We start from the raw sequence: 20,731 nt of genomic DNA on the forward strand, positions 1-20,731 counted from the left end.
AATTATGGATTTAAATTTAAATGCGATGCTAAATATTTTCCGGTGTAGGAGGTTTTCTCCTTAACCAAATCTTCTGGAATACCTTCAAAAACTACCTGGCCACCACCATCGCCACCTTCCGGGCCAATGTCAATTACCCAATCGGCACATTTAATCATATCCATATTGTGCTCAATTACTAAAATAGTATTTCCTTGTTCGATCAAGGTATTGAGTGCTTTCAAAAGCTTTTTAATGTCGTGAAAGTGCAATCCGGTAGTTGGTTCATCAAAAATGAACAATGTTTTACTTGCATTATTTCCTTTGATTAAGAACGAAGCAAGTTTGATGCGTTGTGCCTCTCCGCCCGATAAGGTGTTGGATGACTGTCCTAAATGCACATATCCTAACCCAACATCAACCAAAGGGTTTAATTTATTTAGAATTTTCTGATCATCTTTAAAGAACTCCACGGCCTCATCAATGGTCATATCAAGAATTTCAGAAACGTTTTTCTCTTTGTAAGTTACATCCAGCACCTGCTGTTTGAAACGCTTTCCACCGCAGGCTTCACAAGGCAGATAAATATCGGCCATAAACTGCATTTCAATCTTCACTTCGCCTTCGCCCTGGCAAACATCACAACGGCCACCCTCTACATTAAAAGAAAAAGCAGCAGGTTTCAAGCCGGCCGCTTTTGCCGAAGCCAGTCCAGAAAACAGAGCACGAATATCATCCCAGGCTTTTACATAGGTCACCGGGTTTGATCTGCTCGAGCGGCCAATTGGGTTCTGATCAACCAATTCTACAGCACTGATTAAATCATAATTGCCAAAAATTCCATCGTAAGCACCGGTTTGTTCTCCGGCATAGTTCCCAATGGCTTTTTGTAAGGCAGGATATAAAATTTTCTTGACTAAGCTTGTTTTACCAGAACCCGAAACACCACTTACAGCCGTAAACACACCCAATGGAAATTTTACATCAACATTCTGAAGATTATTTTCGCGGGCGCCCTTAATCAGAATGTGATCTTTCCATTTACGGCGTTTTTCGGGGATGGCAATTTTTTCCACACCAGATAGGTAACGGCCTGTTAAACTTTTTTTATCCTTTAAAATTTCTTCGTAGTCGCCGCTGAAAACTAAATTTCCACCGTGTGTACCTGCTTCAGGACCAATGTCTATAATGTAATCGGCAGCACGCATCATTTCTTCCTCGTGTTCAACTACTAAAACAGTATTGCCAACATTCCTTAACGAAATCAATACCTCGATCAGCTTATTGGTATCACGTGGATGCAATCCAATACTGGGCTCATCCAGCACATATATCGAACCAACCAAACTACTTCCCAAAGATGTTGCGAGGTTAATTCTTTGCGATTCGCCTCCTGACAGGGTATTCGACAGACGGTTTAATGTTAAATAACCTAAACCAACATTGTTTAAGTAGAGAAAACGATTATCAATTTCTGCCAGTAAACGTTTAGCTACTTTTGTATCAGTAGCATTTAATTTTAAATCATTAAAAAAAGTTAAAGCTTTAGACAATGGCATCAATACCACATCAATGATTGATTTTTCTGAAATTTTTACATACGAAGCGTCTTTACGTAAGCGAGAACCTTTGCATTCCGGGCAAGTTGTTTTACCACGGTAGCGTGATAACATCACCCGGTATTGAATTTTATAGGTTTGTTCTTCCAGTTCTTTGAAAAAAGCATCCAATCCGGCGAAATATTTATTGCCCGTCCAAAGTAGTTGCTGCTCTTTTTCAGTTAGCTGACTGAATGGGCGGTGAATAGGAAAATCAAATTTTGATGAAGCTTTAATAAAGTTTTGCAACCATACATTCATCTTCTCTCCTCTCCATGGCGCAATCGCATTATCAAAAACACTTTTGCTCTTATCAGGAATAACCAAATCTTCGTCAATACCAATTACATTTCCATAACCCTCGCATCTTTTACAGGCACCATACGGATTATTAAAAGAGAAAAAATTTGGCGTGGGTTCTTCAAACTTAATTCCATCGAGCTCAAAGCGATCACTGAAATGTTTGGTTTTACCTTCCGCTTCTACATAACAATCACCTTTGCCTTCGAAAAATGCAGTTTGTGCCGAATCAGCCAATCTGCTCAAAGTTTCCTCCTCCTGGTTGGTTACAATCCGGTCAATTAAAATCTGTACAGTTTTATCGTCGGTTAATTCCGCATCTTTAAAATCAGCATCATCTAAAACAGACTCTATTTTCAAAATCTTGTTTTCAATCAATACCCTAAGGAAACCTTTTTGCAACAAAATGGCTAGTTCCTCTTTAATTGTTCGGTTATTGTGCGGATATAACGGGCAAAAAATTGTTACCGTAGTATCTTCAGGCAGGCCATTCACATAATCTACCACCGAGCTTACCGAGTCTTTCTTCACTTCTTTTCCCGAAACTGGGGAAATGGTTTTTCCAATTCGCGAAAAAAGTAGTTTTAGATAATCATAAATTTCAGTTGATGTACCAACTGTTGAACGTGGATTGGAAGTAATTACCTTCTGCTCGATGGCAATAGCCGGAGCAATACCTTTAATATAATCTACATCCGGTTTATTCATCCGCCCCATAAACTGGCGGGCATATGATGATAAACTTTCTACATATCGGCGTTGCCCTTCTGCATATAAAGTATCAAAAGCGAGAGAAGATTTGCCCGAACCCGACATGCCCGTAACCACCACCAGTTTATTTTTTGGAATGGCAACATCAATGTTTTTCAGGTTGTGCACACGAGCACCTTTTATAATTATATTTCTATGCGGATCTTTTTCGGCTTCTTTTTTGCTCATGTATGATTAAGATTTTAAAACATAACCCAATAAGTAAACATTGGGTTTTTAAAACATACAAAAATAGGGTACTGAGACGGTTAATTTATTTTTTAACATTTTATTTTTTGTTTTTTGATAAAAAAATAACTTTCTTTGGATATTAACAACCTCAGAACCAAACTAACACAATCTAAAAAAGCATAGGAGAGACGCTATAGAAATTAAACATCTACAAATTAATTTTTAGCAAACAGTACGGGATTTAGTGTAGGTAAACCTATGAATTTACAATCATACAATGATCAGGACCTGGTAAAGTTATACATTACCGGGAACGAGAATGGATTGCAAGAACTTTTAAGAAGACATAAAAGTAAAATTTATACTTCTATCTACTTATTGGTGAAAGACCAATATTTGGCAGAGGATATTTTTCAAGACGCTTTCATAAAAGTAATTAACACATTGCGATCAGGGCGATATAACGAGGAAGGCAAGTTCTTACCTTGGGTAATGCGTATTGCACATAATTTAGTAATTGATTACTTCAGAAAGGAAAAAGAACGCCAATTATTACGAGTTCTGACGGAATGGATGTATTCAATATGCTACACTTTTATGATGAGAGTGCAGAAGAAAAAATGCTTCGCGATCAGACACATAAAGATTTAAAGGAAATGATCCATTTATTGCCTGATGAACAGAAAGAAGTGCTTTTAATGCGTCATTATGCAGACTTAAGTTTTAAGGAAATTGCTGATTTAACTGATGTGAGCATCAATACAGCATTGGGCCGAATGCGCTATGCGCTAAGCAACCTTCGTAAAATGCTTAAAACAAAAGAGATGACCTACAAGGGGTAATAAAAAAGTTACACAAAATGTTTTAGGGATTGAAATAAAGCATCTGAACAATCGTTAAGTTTATAAAACTTATCACATTTAGTTGCTTATGACAAAAACCTCTACATCAAAAAACAATGTAAATTTACCTACCCACAGTATGTTTCAGCCTAAAACTGATATTGAATCTGACGCCGAAATTGACTTATTTTATGACCAAATTAAAAGTAAGTTAGATGGCCTCGCTAAAAATCCTCAAGATGAAACCATCAATAAGATTTTAGCATACAGCAGATCAAAGTAAATTCACACGAGCCAAAAAGCTGCCCCAAAATGAGGCAGCTTTTTTTTTGTAAAATGTAAGCAGATTTTAGAAATAAAACTTTTCTAAAAATACTATACCTATTCCCATTTTCTAAATCCTATTTTCCCTTAAGCTTTCAATATCTTTTTACATTCCCTTAACGCAAAAACAGCTACCTTTACATAGTGTAATTTTAACACTAAGCAATATATGAATAAGAACTTACTACCACTTACCCTTGGTGGCTTAGGCATTGGAATAACAGAATTTGTGATGATGGGTTTACTCCCAGATATCGCAAAAGATTTAAGCGTAACCATTCCCCAAGCCGGATATTTAATTTCTGCATATGCAATGGGTGTAGTAATTGGCGCTCCCTTGTTAATTATGATTGCAGGTAAGTATCCGCCAAAAAAAATATTAATTGCACTGATGGTGATGTTTACAGCTTTTAATGCTTTCTCTGCTTTCGCACCAACCTTTAATACATTATTTATTGCCAGATTATTATCAGGATTGCCTCATGGTGCATTTTTTGGTGTCGGCTCGGTAGTGGCGAGCAGAATTGCTGAAAAGGGCAAGGCTGCACAGGCTGTTTCACTCATGTTTATGGGTTTAACCATTGCGAACATTCTCGGCGTTCCACTTGGAACATTTATCGGTCATAATTTTTCCTGGCGAATTTCTTTTGCCGTAGTTGTTTTTGTGGGATTAGTTACGCTGTTAAGTTTAAAACTTTGGCTGCCTGCATTAGAAGCCACTAAAAACCGTGATTTAAAATCAGAACTCAGTTTCTTTAAAAAGAGAGAAGCCTGGATGATAATCCTCATGATTTCAATTGGAACCGGAGGTTTATTTACCTGGTATAGCTACATCGCCCCTTTAATGACTGACGTTGCCGGTTTCTCTGCTGGTGCGGTTACCTACATATTAATGCTTGCTGGTGTTGGAATGTTAGTTGGCAATTACATTGGTGGAATTTTGGCTGACAAATTTTCTCCGGCAAAAGCCTCGGCAGCGTTACTGTTAGCCATGGTAGTCACGTTAACAATTGTTCACTTCGTATCGTTTAGTCAACCGCTTGCTTTAATTATGACATTTATTACCGGAGCAGTTTCATTTGCTTTGGCAGCACCAATACAAATGCTAATGATCCAATCGGCAAAAGGATCAGAAATGCTGGCTGCATCTGCCAGTCAGGCAAGTTTTAATATCGGAAATGCCTTGGGTGCATTTTTCGGTGGTTTGCCGTTGGTTTACGGCTTCGATTATACTTCACCAGCATATGTTGGTGCCGCAATGGCTTTGATTGGTGCATTTTTCGCCATCTGGCTGATTAGAAGCACAACAACCAAAGGAGTTCCTGTAGCTAAAGAAAAATATGTAGTGATGCATTAAAAGCCTGGCGCAAAACGAAGAGATCAATTTTCTATATTTGCCCATGCTTAAAAAAGAACGTTATAAACTTTTTGTAGAACATTTTTCGGCAAAACAACCTGATGCGGAAACCGAACTGCATTACCACAACCCCTATCAGCTTTTAGTTGCTGTTATTCTTTCTGCTCAGTGTACTGACAAGCGAGTAAATATGGTTACGCCGGCGCTTTTTCAACGATTTCCTAATGCCAAAAGTCTTTCAGAGGCAACTCCAGATATTGTTTTTGATTACATCAAAAGTATCAGCTACCCAAACAATAAGGCAAAACACCTTGTTGGCATGGCTAATATTCTGATTAATGAGTTTAATGATGTTGTTCCTTCAGGTATAGATGACTTGCAAAAAATGCCTGGTGTCGGGCGTAAAACCGCTAATGTTATTGCATCTGTAATTTATAATGCACCGGCAATGGCCGTAGACACACACGTTTTTCGGGTGGCCAATCGCCTCGGACTTACAAATGGCAAAACGCCCTTAGCCGTCGAGAAAGATTTGGTTAAAAACCTACCGGAACATGATATTCACATTGCTCACCATTGGTTGATTTTACACGGGCGTTATGTATGCGTAGCCCGAAGCCCAAAATGTGATGTTTGCGAAATTACTTACATGTGCCGGTATTTTGAGCGTTCAACCGCAAGAAATGAGCGGGATAAGCACCAAGCCTAAATTATTTTTAAAATACTATTGACATTAGCCAGAAAACTTTTATCTTAGCTAAATATTTTAGTAAAACAATTATCAACAATCAAGTTTATTAGCCGACAATTCAGTTATATTTACCGCAACAAATCAAATAAAAATGGCAAGCGCAAATCCAGATAAATTAAAAGCATTACAGCTTACATTAGATAAGTTAGAAAAATCTTATGGTAAGGGTACAATCATGAAACTTGGCGATACTGCTATTGAACCTATCGATTTTATTTCTACAGGATCAATTAGTTTAGATATTGCATTGGGTATTGGTGGTATTCCTAAAGGTAGGGTTATCGAAATTTATGGTCCTGAATCATCGGGTAAAACAACTTTGGCTACCCACATTATAGCTGAGGCGCAGAAAAAAGGTGGCATTGCTGCATTTATTGATGCGGAACATGCATTTGACCAGTTCTATGCAAAAAAATTAGGCGTTGATACAGACAATCTTTTGATCTCTCAACCAGACAACGGTGAGCAGGCTTTAGAAATTGCTGATAACCTGATTCGTTCTGGCGCTATTGATGTGATTGTGATTGACTCTGTTGCAGCATTGGTTCCTAAAAGTGAAATCGAAGGCGAAATGGGTGATAGCAAAATGGGTTTACATGCCCGTTTGATGAGTCAGGCTTTACGTAAATTAACAGGAACAATTTCTAAAACAGGATGTTGCTGTATTTTTATTAACCAGTTGCGTGATAAAATCGGTGTAATGTTCGGAAACCCTGAAACAACTACCGGAGGTAATGCATTGAAATTTTATGCATCTGTACGTTTAGATATTCGTCGTATTTCACAAATTAAAGATTCTGATGAGGTTTCTGGTAACCGTGTGAAAGTAAAAATTGTTAAAAATAAGGTAGCTCCTCCATTCCGTATTGCTGAGTTTGATGTGATGTTTGGAGAAGGTATTTCTAAAAATGGTGAAATTATCGATTTAGGCGTTGATTTTGGAATTATCAAAAAGGCAGGTTCATGGTTCTCTTATGGCGATACCAAACTTGGTCAGGGAAGAGATGCTGTGAAACAACTGTTAAGCGATAACCCGGAGTTAGCCGAAGAGCTTGAAACGAAAATTAAGGCAGAAGTTACTGGTGAGCAGTTAGCTGAAAAATAATTGCCAAAATTAATTTATAAAAAAACGCCTGACCAGATTTGATCAGGCGTTTTTTATTTTAGCCGTAATTCTAACTAACCCTGGCTAAATATAGCGTTGAAATCTTTAGTAATATACACAATAACTAAAAGTGCAGCAATTACCAACGCACCCAAAATAATAACTCCCCAACTTCCGTTAAGTTTATTCTTATCCTTTCTAATCAGATAATATAAGAGTCCGATCAATGGTATTGCACAAACAATCCAAAATATTAATGATGCTCCAGTCATGAGAAAAGTTAAAGTTAAAAGTTTAAGGTTAAAAGTTAGAGGTTAAAGTATCTGCTAAAATTCCATTCTCGCTTTGGGCGAAACTTCCTGCCCCACAAAATCCTTTGTTAAAAATTTCTGATAACCTGCAATGGCGATCATCCCCGCGTTGTCAGTACAATATTGAAATGCAGGAATATAAACCTTCCAGCCCAAATCGTTAGCAGTTTGCTGTAGGCTATCTCTAAGCCCAGAATTTGCAGATACGCCACCTGCTATTGCAATTTCATTAATATTAAACTGCTTTGCAGCTTTCTTAACTTTATTTAGTAAAATCTGAACAATGCTATGTTGTACAGAAGCACAAATATCATCTAAATTTTCTGCAATGAAGTTAGGATTCTCTTTTTCTTGTTTTCTGATGAAATATAAAATAGATGTTTTAAAACCACTAAAGCTGAAATTCAAATCAGCAATTTGTGGCTCAGCAAATTTGTAAGCAAGCGGATTCCCATTTTTTGCATGTTTATCAATTAATGGGCCGCCTGGATAGGGAAGCTGAAGGATTTTTGCCGTTTTGTCAAAAGCCTCTCCTGCTGCATCATCCAGGGTTTCACCAACAATTTCCATATCAAAATAATGCTTCACTAAAACAATTTGAGTATGTCCTCCAGAAACGGTTAAACATAAAAATGGAAAATTTGGTTTAGGATCATCAATAAAATGCGCTAAAATATGCGCATGCATGTGATTGACAGAAATTAAAGGTATATTTAATGCCAGTGCAAACGATTTTGCAAAGGAAACCCCTACTAGTAAAGAGCCTAAAAGCCCTGGGCCCTGGGTAAAAGCAACGGCACTTATGTCCTGTTTTGTAACCTGTGCATTTTTCAGTGCCTGCTCAATAGTAGGAACAATATTTTGTTGATGTACTCTGGATGCCAATTCAGGGATTACACCACCATAATTTTCATGAATTGTTTGGTTTGCAATAACATTGGCCGTAATTTTGCCGTTGTTACATATGGCGACTGAAGTATCATCGCAAGAAGATTCGATAGCAAGTATAACAGACAATTTATTTAATTTTTAAGCTGCAAAATTATTAAAAAACTATTTAAAATACTCCTTTGGGTAATTGCATCAATAATTTTGCTGCTGGCGCTTATTATTTTCTCACTACAGTTTAAGCCTGTTCAAACTTATGTTGCCCAAAAAGCTGCAGCATATTTGTCTAAAGAGCTTAAAACTACCATATCCATTAAAAGTCTTTACATCAAACCTTTCAAATCCATTGTATTGGAAGATTTGCTAGTGCTCGACCTTCAAAAGGACACTTTATTGAGTACTCCGCAATTTATGGTAGATATTAATCAGCTATCAATTGATAAAAAAATAATTAATATCAATACCGTCCAAATTAATAACGGCCAGTTTTTCCTAAAGGATTTCAAAGATAAGTCTTCTAACCTCGATTTCATCATCAACTACTTTGATTCTGGTAAACCTACTGTAAAGAAACCTGATAGCAAACCTTTCGATGTTACAATAGGAAGGGTGATCTTAAACAAATTTGCCTTTAGGTATAAAAATTATGCAGCGAAAGACACCGTTCAGGGTAAGAATGTAAATTTTGATAATGTTGATGTAAAAGAACTTAGTGGAATTTTTGATGGCTTGGATACCAAAAATCATTTGGTTAAAACCAATATCAAGAATTTAACTTTAAGAGAAAAAAGTGGATTTTACTTAAAAAATCTGACTGCAGAAACAACAATTGACAGTAACGCCATCGAACTCAAAAAGCTTCTGCTTGTTACTGATCATAGCCGCCTGACTGATTATTACCAAATGAAGTTTAAAACCTACAGGGATTTTAATCATTATGTGGATAGCGTGAGGATGAAAGCGATTTTTAAAGAGAGTCACTTATCATCAAAAGACGTGGCATTCTTTGCGCCGGAGCTTAATAGTATGAAAATTGAGCTTGATGTAGACGGACAGATTACTGGCTTAGTAAATAATCTTCGGGCAAAGAAACTCTCTATTCGCTCAGGAAAAGCAACACATATTAAAGGCGACTTCATCATAAAAGGGCTTCCAAAATGGAAAGAAACCTTTATGGATTTGAAGATTGAAATGGCCGGCACCAATAAAAAAGATTTGGATGAAGTGCTCGCCGGCTTTACAGGAAGTAAAAAAGCGATTATTCCATCCATCGTAAACAAATTCGGAAACATCAATTTTAATGGAAACTTTACAGGTTTTCAGAACGATTTTATTGCCTATGGTGAATTTAAAACCAAACTGGGAAGAATTGTTTCTGATGTAAACATGAAAATTGATAAAAATGATGTTCCTTCTTATACCGGAAACGTCAAAACCTTTGATTTTAACATCGGAAATTTGTTGGATGAAAAATCTCTCGGACGGATTTCTTCATCATTATATGTGAAAGGACGAGGAACTGAATTAAAAGATTTAACTGAAAAACTCAATGGCGACGTAGCTTATATTGATTTTAATGGATACAGATATCGCAATGTTAAAATTGACGGCACATTCGAGAAGAAAAACTTCGATGGAAAACTCAGCATCAATGATAAAAATGTGAAATTGATATTTGATGGTGGCGTTAATTTAAATCCAAAACTTCCGGTTTTTAATTTCAATGCGACCATTACGAAAGCAAGATTGAAAGCGCTTAAACTGCTTAACGATTCCTTACTGGTAGATGCAAAGTTTAGCACCAATTTTTCTGGCACGAACTTAAATAACATTGAAGGTCAATTGCTTATTCAGGAAATCAGGTTGCAAAATCCAAAAGGTATCTACAATGTGGATTCGGTACAATTAATGGCCCAGGGAACCGGCGTAGACCGGGTTTTGGACATTAAATCAGATATTCTAGACGCAAGTATACGTGGGGAATATGATCTAAATTCGATTGTTTCTTACTACAAAGCTATCGCTAAAACTTATGTACCCTCACTCCGGGCAAACATCATTAAATACAAAAATCAAATATTTAAGTTTAACCTGCGGGTGAAGAAATTTGAGCCATTGGCCCAGTTTATTTCGCCTGGCTTGGAAATGGCGGAAGGTGCAACATTGATTGGAGATTTTGATTCGAGAAATAATACCGCCACATTAAATGGCTATGTCAAAACCTTAAAATACAATGGAGTTGTCATTAATAATATTATTCTTGATGAAAACACGACGAAAGAACAGCTGCAACTTATTGTTACGTCAGATCGCGTACAGCTAAACGATAGCCTTTTTATTAAGGATGTTAACATTTCCAATATTCTCCGCAACGACAGTCTTGCTTTCAACGTGAAGATGTCGAATTCAGATGAAGCCAATCAACTGGATTTAAACGGATTGGTAGAATTTACAAAAAATGAAGATACCATTGCCCGATTGAGTGTATTGCCATCCATTTTAAAAATTAACAGCGAAGAATGGCGCATACAGGAAAAAGTCCGTATTGCAATAAATAATGGCAAAACACTAATCAGTAACTTCGATTTAACCAATGGTGAACAGCAAATGACCATCGATGGATTGATTTCTGAAGACCAAAAGGATTTGCTGGTTGTTGGCTTCAAAGATTTTAACCTTAAAACGCTTAATCCATTTACTAAAGGTTTTGGGGTGAAACTTAGCGGTAATGTAAATGGAATGACAAATTTATATGGCATCTTAAAAGCACCTAAGGTTAATGATGATCTAAAAATCGATTCGCTTACTTTCAATGACATCTACATTGGAACGCTAACGGATACCTCATCATTCAACAATGAATCTAATAAGATTAATGTTTTCACCAGAATTACAACAGAAAATTCGGAAACCTTTAAGTTAACGGGTAACCTTGATTTGAAAGAGAAGCTGATTGATTTGAATGTGAAAATGAAGGATAGCAAACTCACTATTCTGGAGCCATTTGTAAAACAGCTTGTTTCAAATTTAAAGGGTGATATTTCAGCTGACCTCACAGTAAAGGGAAAATTGGATAAACCCCAGATCGATGGAAATATATCCTTTAACAAAGGAGAACTAATGGTTAATTATCTTAAAACTACCTATATGATTACTGATGAAGTGAAGGTAGCCAATAGCGTAATCGATCTGGATGATTTAGAATTAAATGATTTGGAAGGCCATCAGGCTGTTGCGGTGGGAAGTGTTGACTTGAATAACCTTGATGACCCGACACTGGATGTGACAGTAACCGCTAATAGCTTTATGGCTCTAAATACAACTTCAAAAGATAATTCGGTGTATTTTGGAAAAGCCTACGGCACTGGTGTTTTCAAATTCAGTGGCCCAACGAGTAAGATGAAGATTGATATTAAGGCCAAAACCGAAAAAGGTACTGTCTTCAATCTTCCGTTAAATAGTTCAGAAACTGTTTCTGATAAAGACTTTATTAACTTTATTAGCCGTGATTCGAGCAAAGTAGTAAAGAAGACTACCAATTTTGATGGTTTAACCTTGACATTCAAATTAACAATTGATCCGAACACTACGGCCAACATCTATACTACTCTAGGTAATTTAAGTGGAAAAGGAAACGCTGAACTGAATTTGAACATTAACAGTCTGGGCGATTTTGAAATGTCTGGCGACTATATTATTGAGACCGGAAGTTTCGATTTTACTGCTCAGGAGGTAATCAATAAGAAATTTGAAATCAGACAAGGTGGAACTATACGCTGGACAGGGAACCCTACCGCAGCACAGATTAATTTGAAAGCAGTATATGCATTAAGGGCAAACCTGAACGAGTTGTTTAAGGCAGCCAACAGAGATGCGAGCAGTAATGCCAACCAAAGGGTAAACACGGAAGTAGAAATGGGCTTAACAGGACTATTGTTGCAGCCAGATATCAAACTGGATATATTTTTCCCTGCTCAGCCCGCCATTAAAGAAGAGCTCCAAACCTATCTTAGTGACCAAAATAACCTGAATTTACAGGCATTTAGTTTAATTATCAGAAGAAGTTTTGCCCCTGGTAATGGAGGTGAATCAATCGGCAATCAATTGAGTTCGACAGCAACGAGTACTGCAACTGAGTTAGTTTTTAATCAATTCAACAACGTTTTATCATCACTAAACTTAAACTTTGTCGATCTGAATGTTCGTTCATTAAGTGAAGCAAGTGCATCGGTAAAACTGTTTAACGATCGTTTAATTATCAACGCCGGTATCGTTGACCGGAACAGTTTGAATGATTTTACCATCATCGATTTTAACAGGAGTAATGTCGGTGGTGAGGTTGAAGGGTTATTCTTGATTAAAAAAGATGGAAGCTTATTGGGCAAGGTAGCCAATAAGCCGCCTACTATTCAAAGTATATTCGCCAATCCAGGTATAGACCAAAATAGAAATGTAACCTCATTCGGAATGGTTTACACACAGCAGTTTGATACCTTTAAAGAATTTCTTCAAAAGATTACCGGGGCTTATCGCAGGAATTTGAAAAGAAAACAAGAAGGAAACCCTGTAAAAACAAATAAATCGATCAGTAAAGAAGCGATTATCAATCAAAGTAAAGGAAATCCAAGAAGGTAGATTTGAGTTGAGCGTTTTTTAGCTGGCAGTTACCAAAAGTCAAATTGGATGTTAGTTGGCAATTTCATTTAATTGAAAATTGCCAACTGGACTAAACTATCCTTTCATAATGGAATGACCCATTTTATCTCTTTTAGTTTTTAAGTAGCGCTCATTGTGCACATTACTTTCAATTTCGATTGGAATATTTTCTACAGCTTCTAACCCATAACCAATAAGACCAGCTCTTTTTGTAGGGTTATTAGTCATCAAGCGCATTTTAGTTACGCCCTCTGATCTTAAAATTTGCGCACCAACACCATAATCACGTTCATCGCCTTTGAAACCTAATTTAATGTTTGCTTCAACGGTATCAAAACCTGCATCCTGTAAATTATATGAGCGAAGTTTATTAATCAATCCAATACCTCTACCCTCCTGATTCATGTAAACAACAATTCCTTTGCCTTCTTTTTGAATCATTTCCAGCGCTTTATGCAACTGAGGGCCGCAATCGCATCTACATGAACCGAAAATATCACCCGTAACACAAGAGCTGTGTACGCGTGCAAGGATCGGTTCATCGTTTCCCCACTCTCCTTTTGAAATAGCCAAATGAGTGGCATTATTATCCAACTGCGTGTAAGCCGTCATTTTAAAATCGCCAAAGGCGGTTGGCAAATCAATAGTGACTTCTTTTTTAATTAAACTATCAATATTTAAACGATAGGCAATTAAATCTTCAATTGAAATAATTTTCAGCTGGTGCTGTTCGGCTATTTTTAATAAATCCGGGAGTCTGGCCATTTCGCCATCTTCTTTCAAGATTTCAACCAATAAACCTGCAGGTTTCATTCCTGCCAGGCGAGCTAAATCAACAGCAGCCTCTGTATGACCTGCACGGCGAATTACACCGCCATCTTTAGCGATTAGAGGAAAAATATGTCCTGGTCTGCCCAGTTCTTCAGGATCGGTTTTAGGATTTACCAAAGCCAACATCGTTTTAGAACGATCGCTTGCAGAAATCCCAGTGGTGCAACCATGGCCAACTAAATCTACCGAGACTGTAAAATTAGTTTCATAGGCAGCCGTATTTTTGCCAACCATTAAATCCAGTTTTAATTCCTTACAACGCTCTTCAGTAAGTGGTGCACAAATCAAACCACGCCCATAGGTAGCCATAAAGTTGATCACTTCTGGCGTAGCATTTTCTGCCGCTGTTAAGAAATCACCTTCGTTTTCTCTATTTTCATCATCTACAACGATGATCACCTTACCAGCTTTAATGTCAGCTATTGCCTCTTCTATGGTATTTAATTTTGTTTGCATTTGTATAAAAGCATATATGTAATGAGCATTTTCGAAACTTCTCGATTCCGTTGTTTCAAAAATTTGCTAGCACAAAGGTACAACCTAAATGAGCAATATGATGAACAAAATATCATCTGGAAGTAAATGATAGATCAGGCTTGTTTTTGTTTTATCCGAAGTAATTTATTGAAAACCTGCTTGTAATAATTAACATCAAATAAGGCCGAATCAACGGTAGCTTTATAGGTTAAAAATACGGCTAAAGGAGATAGGACAATCACAGCAATCCACATCGCAAATATTGGATTTAAGTTGCCCTCTCTTGCCGATTTTTCAGCTACCGTAGTAATGATATGATACACCAGGAAGAATGATATCGCAATTACTACGGGCAAACCCATACCACCTTTTCTAATGATGGCGCCTAACGGCGCACCGATAAAAAACAATAAGATGCATGAAGCTGCAAGCGTAAATTTTCGCTGATATTCAATTCTGGTGAAAATAATCTCGCCCACCAAATCATCATGTCGAGGACCTGTATTGGCTAGATTCTGCATAATACCTGAAACAGTGTTTGATGCATTGTCTAATGCAAGTTTTTTAGAACCTCCTGGGATCGAGTTTAAAGTGGCTTCGCCGATTTGCTTTGGCGCCATTTTTACTTTTGAATAGCCTTTTGTAACATTAAATTGTTTGAAATTATTGGCTACAACCCGATCGGTGCTCATGTTTAATGTATCTAACAACTTGCCCAATGAATCGCCTTTTTTTGTAATTCCTTTTAAATTAAGCATAGGCGTACTGTTGCCAAAGGCATTTGGATCGGTTCTGTTCATTTCAAAAGAAGAAAGATCAAAACGTGGCTCTGTTTCTTTAAATCTGCTTCGGTTGAAAACCTGGCGAGGATTATAGGCACCACTGCTGCTTGGCTGCTCCTCATACTGCACACCATCTTTTAAATTCAACAATAGAAATTTACCGTCGGCCGTTTTATTCATCTGCCCCTGCTTGGCCATAATCACTTTGGGAACGCCGTTTGTGCCTTTATGATCGTAGATCATGATGTTATGCAAAGTTCCGTCTTCATCTTTTGCATCTACACGGATAGAATAATTGGGTATACTATTATTAAAAACGCCGGGTTTGATAAGGAAAGCCAGTTTTTTATTTCGAACATCATAAAGCAAGGAACTGAATTTCAGGTTTGCTTTAGGAAGCATGTAGTTGGAAAACAAAAAAGAGCCAATGGTTAACATGATGATCACCACGAACAACGGCCGCATGGCTTTTTGCAGTGAAATTCCTGCAGACTTGATCGCCACCAGCTCGTAATTTTCGCCAAGTGTTCCGAAAGTCATGATAGAAGAAAGCAGCACAGATAATGGTAGTGCCATAGAAACATTCGCGGCAGAGGCATAAGCCATCAATTCCAATATGGTATACCATTCGAAACCTTTCCCTATTAAATCATCAATCCACTTAAAAAGAAAAAACATCAAAAGAATAAACATCACCACAAAAAATGTGGCAAGGAAAGGCTTTATGAATGCTTTTATGAGAAGAAGATGTATTTTTTTCACCTTACAAAGGTAAGCAATACGAAGCTAAACTAGGCACCTAAAACGCTAATCAAATAGTCAATTTGGTTATCCCAAATTAATTTTTTCTCAGCAAGAAGGTCATCTGTAGTAAAATCTGTTATGGAAAGCGCAACGTCGTTAGTTAATTCGTCTTGTACAATTTCCATTTCGAAGTAGCATTGCGGTTCGTCATCAAGCCATTTAAACTTCACTAATTTATTCTCTTTTATAGAAACGAGTTTAGCTTTTAGCTGTTCATCATCCCAGGTAAAAGTATAAACCTGATCGCGGAAATTTACATCATCGGCAAACCATTGCGACAAGCCATTTGGCTCACTTATAAAGCTATACAAAATTCGTGGTGACGATTTAACCTCGTACTCAAGCGTAAATTTTTTCTTTTCTGCCATGTTAATTCATTACCAGAATAACTCCGGAAGTATTTTTTTTATTTTATTTTTCTAAAGAAAGGTAATTTATTCTATATTTGCAACTCCAAAAAATAACCACCTAAATATTTGATAATATAAGCAAATATTTTTATCCGGCGGGGTAGCTCAGATGGTTAGAGCGCAGGATTCATAACCCTGAGGTCGGCAGTTCGATCCTGCTCCCCGCTACTGATCAAAAGCTCATCGAAAGATGGGCTTTTTTTTTGTTTAAGCTGGTTAATTTATTCCTCAAAAATATTTTTTATTTTAGTTCAGGATTAAATCCTGATTATTATCATTTCACTATGCCATGCGGAACATTTCGAAAAGCAGGATTGATAAGCCTTTCCGACTGACGTAAAACCAATAGCTTCGCCTTGCGGCTCTGATTTGTATTGCAATTTAATCAGCGTACGCTGTAACGTCTGTACAATTGATTTTTTACCATTCAGCGTTTAATCATAAACGTTAGTGCAGGTTTTAGTATAATTTGCCGCCCATTTCGGGATATATCTGTTTTTTAGAATGTTATAGATTAATAAGGCCGATATTTTTAATAAGAGCTATTGGAAGTGCGGTATTTTGAATTACCCAAAACATGTGAACATAGGCTATGTTCTACCATTAAAAATAACTAAAATGGAAAACGAACAATCAGGCCGCAGAGACTTTGTAAAAAAGTCGATCACCGGAACAATTGCAATGGGAACAGGACTTTCTCTTGCGGCATCACTATTTAGTGTCAACGAAGCAAATGCCTCAGAAGCTGAGTGGAACGGAGATCCAAACGCATCGAACGAAAAAGCTTTTAGAATGGGCGTTATCGGCCCTGCCGAGCTTTCATTGGCTACAAGCCAGATTGCTGCCAGTAAGGCAAGCAATAAAAATACAAAGGAATTTGCCGGCTTTGAGCTTACGGAGGCCATTGCCGTTACCGGTGTTTTAAAAGACCTGGGCACTCCAGTTCCACCGATGGATGCAAAAGCTAAAGCCACACTTGCAAAAATCAAGAATACACCAGCGGGACCCGAATTTGATAAAGCATATATTTCCGCACAACTGGAAAATCACGAATTCCTGCGTGATCTCGCTGCGAGTTATATCAGCAAGGGAAAGTTGGCAGGAGCTGCAGAAAATCAGGGCAGGCATTTGGCTACCTTGTCGCTTGCCGTGTTTAAAGAGCATGTTGCTATCACAAAACGCATACTTGGTGAACTTGGAGGCTAATATAAAAAATTAACGAGATCTGCTTTTTTTGGATCTTGTTAATTCAATCAGCTTGCAAATTGAACTCAAATCGGTTAAGAACAAACAATCTCCATCCCTTATAATAAATCTTCTTTCATTCCTTTAATATAAAAGATCGAGTTAGCTTTGTATATGTTAGGTAGCTCAGTCTCACCTCTTACTATATCTTGCGATCAAACTGATATTAAGGAAAACTTACAGTAATTTCTTTTTCCTGTATGCCCCTTATTTCATTAATCATTGCCCTAGCGAAATTTATTACTGCATCAAAATGCTCATAGCAGTTATAACGTGTTGAAGCTCCGCTACTGCTAAAAAGCTCATCGAACGATGGGCTTTTTTTGTTTTCGAACCTTCCTTCTCAACTAATATACAGATTAAATCTTAACGACCAGATCATTTAAAAAAATACCAACACCCATCCTGATCGCAATTGTAAAAATTCAGTCTGATAAAAAAATGTCAGCTATTTTTTCACATTTTGCGGTTATCAATGAAACCTGATTTAAATCCCTCACTGGCTACCAAACCCCACTATCCTATTCTGGATGGCCTTCGTGGCATTGCCGCGATAATTGTTGTCACGTTCCATTTGGCGGAGCCTTTAGGAACTGGTCATTTAGATATTGTTGTTAATCATGGTTATCTGGCTGTTGATTTTTTCTTCTTGTTATCTGGTTTTGTGATGGGTTATGCCTATGATGACAGGTGGAATAAAATGAGTGTTGCTAATTTTTTCAAACGCCGTATCATACGCCTTCAGCCTATGGTAGTATTAGGAATGACGCTCGGTGCTATTGGATTTTATTTTACAGACTCTACGATATGGCCGCTCATCCACACCGTTCCAATATGGAAAATGTTGCTGGTGATGTTAATTGGTTATACCATACTGCCAATACCCCTGTCGATGGATATCCGTGGCTGGCAAGAAATGCATCCTTTGAATAGTGTAGGATGGTCATTATTTTTCGAATACATCGCGAACATTCTTTATGCAGTCTGGATCAGAAAATTTTCTAAAACAGCCTTGACAATTTTAGTATTGATTGCAGCCGTAGCTTTGGCACACCTGGCCATTACAAACGGAGATCTTAGTGGTGGCTGGACACTTAATGTAGAGCAAGTTCGCATAGGTTTAACCCGAACCATGTTCCCTTTTTTTGCCGGGCTGTTACTTTCGCGGATAGCCAAACCAACCCGAATTAAAAATGCTTTTTTGTGGTGCAGCCTTTTAATTGCAATCGTACTGTATATGCCCCGCATAGGCGGAGCACAGCATCTTTGGATGAATGGAATTTACGAATCAGTCTGTGTGATCATTATCTTTCCGTTAATCGTCTATCTTGGTGCCAGCGGCGTGATCCAAGGTCAGCGAGAACAAAAAATTTGCAAGTTTTTAGGTGATTTATCTTATCCCCTTTACCTCGTACATTATCCGATAGTTTATTTCTACGTAGCCTGGATTAGCAATACCAAGGGAATCTCCATTTTACAGGCATTGCCCCATGCATTATTGATTTTAGTTAGCGCCATTATCCTTGCGCATCTCTCGTTAAAATGGTATGATGAGCCAGTCCGGAAGTGGTTACAGAAAAAACTAAACTGATAACGCTTTCATCTCAGAAATTAAAATATTTTACGGCTCGTGTGATCGCGATTAACTAATGAGCGAATGATGCCTTTAGTTAGAATAGCATCTGATGGGAATGAAACAAAAATCTTCTTCACCAAAATAACAGAGTATCTTCTATCTATACCATTTCATTTCTCACGCCTGCCATGGGAATTTGGTCACCACGAGCAACGTTAATCACTCTCGTGATATCAGAATAATCAGGCAATTACCAAAAAACAGCATTCTAAGTGCCCAACGAGCTATTCTCAAAAAATGCTTATATTGCAGCACTAATCAAAATGGCAATATTACAACATCCCAAGTTTCATAAAGCGTTTAACTTTTTATTAAAGAAAGAATGCATTATTGGGATTTACCTGATCCTGGCCATTGCTGCAAGTTTTAAACAATACCATAATCATTCTTACAACAATTACCTCATCTTTAAATATGTTTACTGGCATACGGTAGATTTGCAGAACTTATTTAATAACTATCCAGAATATGGAGATAGTAACCACTATGGCCCGGCATTTTCTATATTTATTGCGCCTTTTGCCCTATTGCCTGATGGTTTAGGAATGTTCTTATGGAATATAAGCAACGTTTCCATATTGCTCTGGGGCATTTATAGTTTACCAATCGCCAGAAAAAAACAAACCATCGTTGCGTGGATTTGCGCACATGAAACGTTAACAGCGCTTTTCAGTTTTCAGTTTAATATCGCACTAACCGGCCTCATCATCCTCAGTTTTTCTTACCTCATTAAAAGGAAGGAAATTCAATCGGCCTTTTTTATTGGAATTGGCACACTAATTAAATTATACGGCATCGTAGGCCTGGCATTTTTCTTTTTTTCGAAAAACAAGGCTAAGTTTATTATTGCTGGCCTAGTTGCCTTTAGTATTTTGTTTGTGTTACCGATGGCGTTATCCTCACCTGCCTTCATCCTGCAATCCTATGCAGACTGGTTCAATTCCTTGGTTCATAAAAATGCTACAAACGCATCTTTAACATCTTTTCAGGATATCTCTATAATGGGAATGGCCAGAAGAATAAGCGGAAATGTTGAACTTTCAAACACACCCTTTTTGTTGGGTGGTCTTGTTCTGTTTGGTCTGCCTTATTTAAGAATCAATCAGTATAAGCACATAGCTTTTCAGCTGATGCTATTGGCATCGACACTAATATTTACTGTAATTTTTAGCAGCGGTTCCGAATCACCAACTTATATCATCGCTTTTGCAGGTGTGGCCATATGGTTTATTATTCAACAGAAGCCAAAAAGCAAATGGATAATTTCGCTGTTCGTGTTTGCTTTCATTTTAACCAGCTTGTCGCCAACTGATATTTTCCCCAGAAGTGTGAAAGAATTTATTCGTCTATATTCGCTCAAAGCCCTACCTTGCGTGATCATTTGGCTTACGATAGTTTTCCAAATGCTGAAAGAAGATTTTGAATCTTATTTGATTGCCGATAAATGAAGAAGTTAGTTTCCATCGTAATACCAGCTTACAACGAGGCTGATA

At 37.4% G+C, this 20,731-nt stretch carries 14 protein-coding genes, 1 tRNA gene and 1 pseudogene; 10 read left to right on the plus strand and 6 right to left on the minus strand.

Translation table 11 applies throughout. From position 1 onward, the window contains the following. Positions 1–2: 2 nt before the first annotated feature. On the minus strand, positions 3–2,816 hold the full coding sequence (gene uvrA, locus ON09_RS06815) for an excinuclease ABC subunit UvrA (RefSeq protein ID WP_010600313.1): 2,814 nt from the start codon (positions 2,814–2,816) through the stop codon (positions 3–5). 261 nt (positions 2,817–3,077) lie between these two features. Here uvrA and ON09_RS06820 point away from each other — a divergent pair. The 5 genes and pseudogenes from ON09_RS06820 to recA all read left to right on the plus strand — a co-directional run bounded on the left by ON09_RS06820 (position 3,078) and on the right by recA (position 7,198). Continuing rightward, positions 3,078–3,661: pseudogene (locus ON09_RS06820) on the plus strand (RNA polymerase sigma factor). Positions 3,662–3,749: 88 nt separating this feature from the next. Beyond that, a complete protein-coding gene (locus tag ON09_RS06825; RefSeq protein WP_010600314.1) occupies positions 3,750–3,944 on the plus strand; it encodes a hypothetical protein in 195 nt (64 codons plus the stop codon). 210 nt (positions 3,945–4,154) lie between these two features. Further along, a complete protein-coding gene (locus ON09_RS06830; protein ID WP_010600315.1) occupies positions 4,155–5,342 on the plus strand; it encodes an MFS transporter in 1,188 nt (395 codons plus the stop codon). Positions 5,343–5,385: 43 nt separating this feature from the next. After that, positions 5,386–6,051, plus strand: a complete 666-nt coding sequence (nth, locus tag ON09_RS06835) for an endonuclease III (RefSeq protein ID WP_029204163.1) — start codon at positions 5,386–5,388, stop codon at positions 6,049–6,051. Positions 6,052–6,184: 133 nt separating this feature from the next. Continuing rightward, complete coding sequence (gene recA / locus ON09_RS06840; protein WP_010600317.1) at positions 6,185–7,198, plus strand: recombinase RecA; 1,014 nt, start codon at positions 6,185–6,187, stop codon at positions 7,196–7,198. Between the two features lie 74 nt (positions 7,199–7,272). On the opposite strand, the gene ON09_RS06845 is transcribed toward recA, so the two are convergent. Both ON09_RS06845 and tsaD read right to left on the minus strand, forming a co-directional pair. Then, entirely contained in the window at positions 7,273–7,470 is a 198-nt protein-coding gene (locus tag ON09_RS06845) for a hypothetical protein (protein WP_010600318.1), read from the minus strand. A gap of 54 nt (positions 7,471–7,524) precedes the next feature. Beyond that, positions 7,525–8,526: a tRNA (adenosine(37)-N6)-threonylcarbamoyltransferase complex transferase subunit TsaD gene (gene tsaD, locus ON09_RS06850; RefSeq protein WP_010600319.1), complete on the minus strand. Its 1,002-nt coding sequence runs from the start codon at positions 8,524–8,526 to the stop codon at positions 7,525–7,527. Positions 8,527–8,601: 75 nt separating this feature from the next. Here tsaD and ON09_RS06855 point away from each other — a divergent pair, with 75 nt between their 5' ends. Beyond that, the gene (locus tag ON09_RS06855) at positions 8,602–13,032 is read left to right on the plus strand and encodes a translocation/assembly module TamB domain-containing protein (protein WP_010600320.1); all 4,431 of its coding nucleotides are present in this window, start codon (positions 8,602–8,604) and stop codon (positions 13,030–13,032) included. Between the two features lie 96 nt (positions 13,033–13,128). Here ON09_RS06855 and ON09_RS06860 read toward each other — a convergent pair whose 3' ends face one another. From ON09_RS06860 to ON09_RS06870, 3 genes are all read right to left on the minus strand, one after another. Next, the gene (locus tag ON09_RS06860; protein ID WP_010600321.1) at positions 13,129–14,340 is read right to left on the minus strand and encodes a bifunctional 3,4-dihydroxy-2-butanone-4-phosphate synthase/GTP cyclohydrolase II; all 1,212 of its coding nucleotides are present in this window, start codon (positions 14,338–14,340) and stop codon (positions 13,129–13,131) included. A gap of 134 nt (positions 14,341–14,474) precedes the next feature. Then, entirely contained in the window at positions 14,475–15,905 is a 1,431-nt protein-coding gene (locus ON09_RS06865) for an LptF/LptG family permease (protein ID WP_029204164.1), read from the minus strand. Between the two features lie 29 nt (positions 15,906–15,934). Beyond that, complete coding sequence (locus ON09_RS06870) at positions 15,935–16,315, minus strand: START-like domain-containing protein (protein ID WP_010600323.1); 381 nt, start codon at positions 16,313–16,315, stop codon at positions 15,935–15,937. A 136-nt stretch (positions 16,316–16,451) separates the two neighbouring features. Here ON09_RS06870 and ON09_RS06875 point away from each other — a divergent pair. From ON09_RS06875 to ON09_RS06890, 4 genes are all read left to right on the plus strand, one after another. Beyond that, positions 16,452–16,525, plus strand: a tRNA-Met gene (locus ON09_RS06875). A gap of 450 nt (positions 16,526–16,975) precedes the next feature. Next, positions 16,976–17,563, plus strand: coding sequence for a DUF4142 domain-containing protein (locus ON09_RS06880; protein ID WP_010600324.1), 588 nt, complete (start codon positions 16,976–16,978; stop codon positions 17,561–17,563). 514 nt (positions 17,564–18,077) lie between these two features. Further along, positions 18,078–19,193, plus strand: a complete 1,116-nt coding sequence (locus tag ON09_RS06885) for an acyltransferase family protein (RefSeq protein ID WP_010600325.1) — start codon at positions 18,078–18,080, stop codon at positions 19,191–19,193. Positions 19,194–19,501: 308 nt separating this feature from the next. Further along, positions 19,502–20,686 (plus strand): glycosyltransferase family 87 protein, encoded by a 1,185-nt coding sequence (locus ON09_RS06890; RefSeq protein WP_051010181.1) that lies wholly within the window; start codon positions 19,502–19,504, stop codon positions 20,684–20,686. Positions 20,687–20,731: the final 45 nt, after the last annotated feature.

The sequence above is a fragment of the Pedobacter agri PB92 genome, assembly GCF_000258495.1.
GTDB classification, from domain to species: domain Bacteria; phylum Bacteroidota; class Bacteroidia; order Sphingobacteriales; family Sphingobacteriaceae; genus Pedobacter; species Pedobacter agri.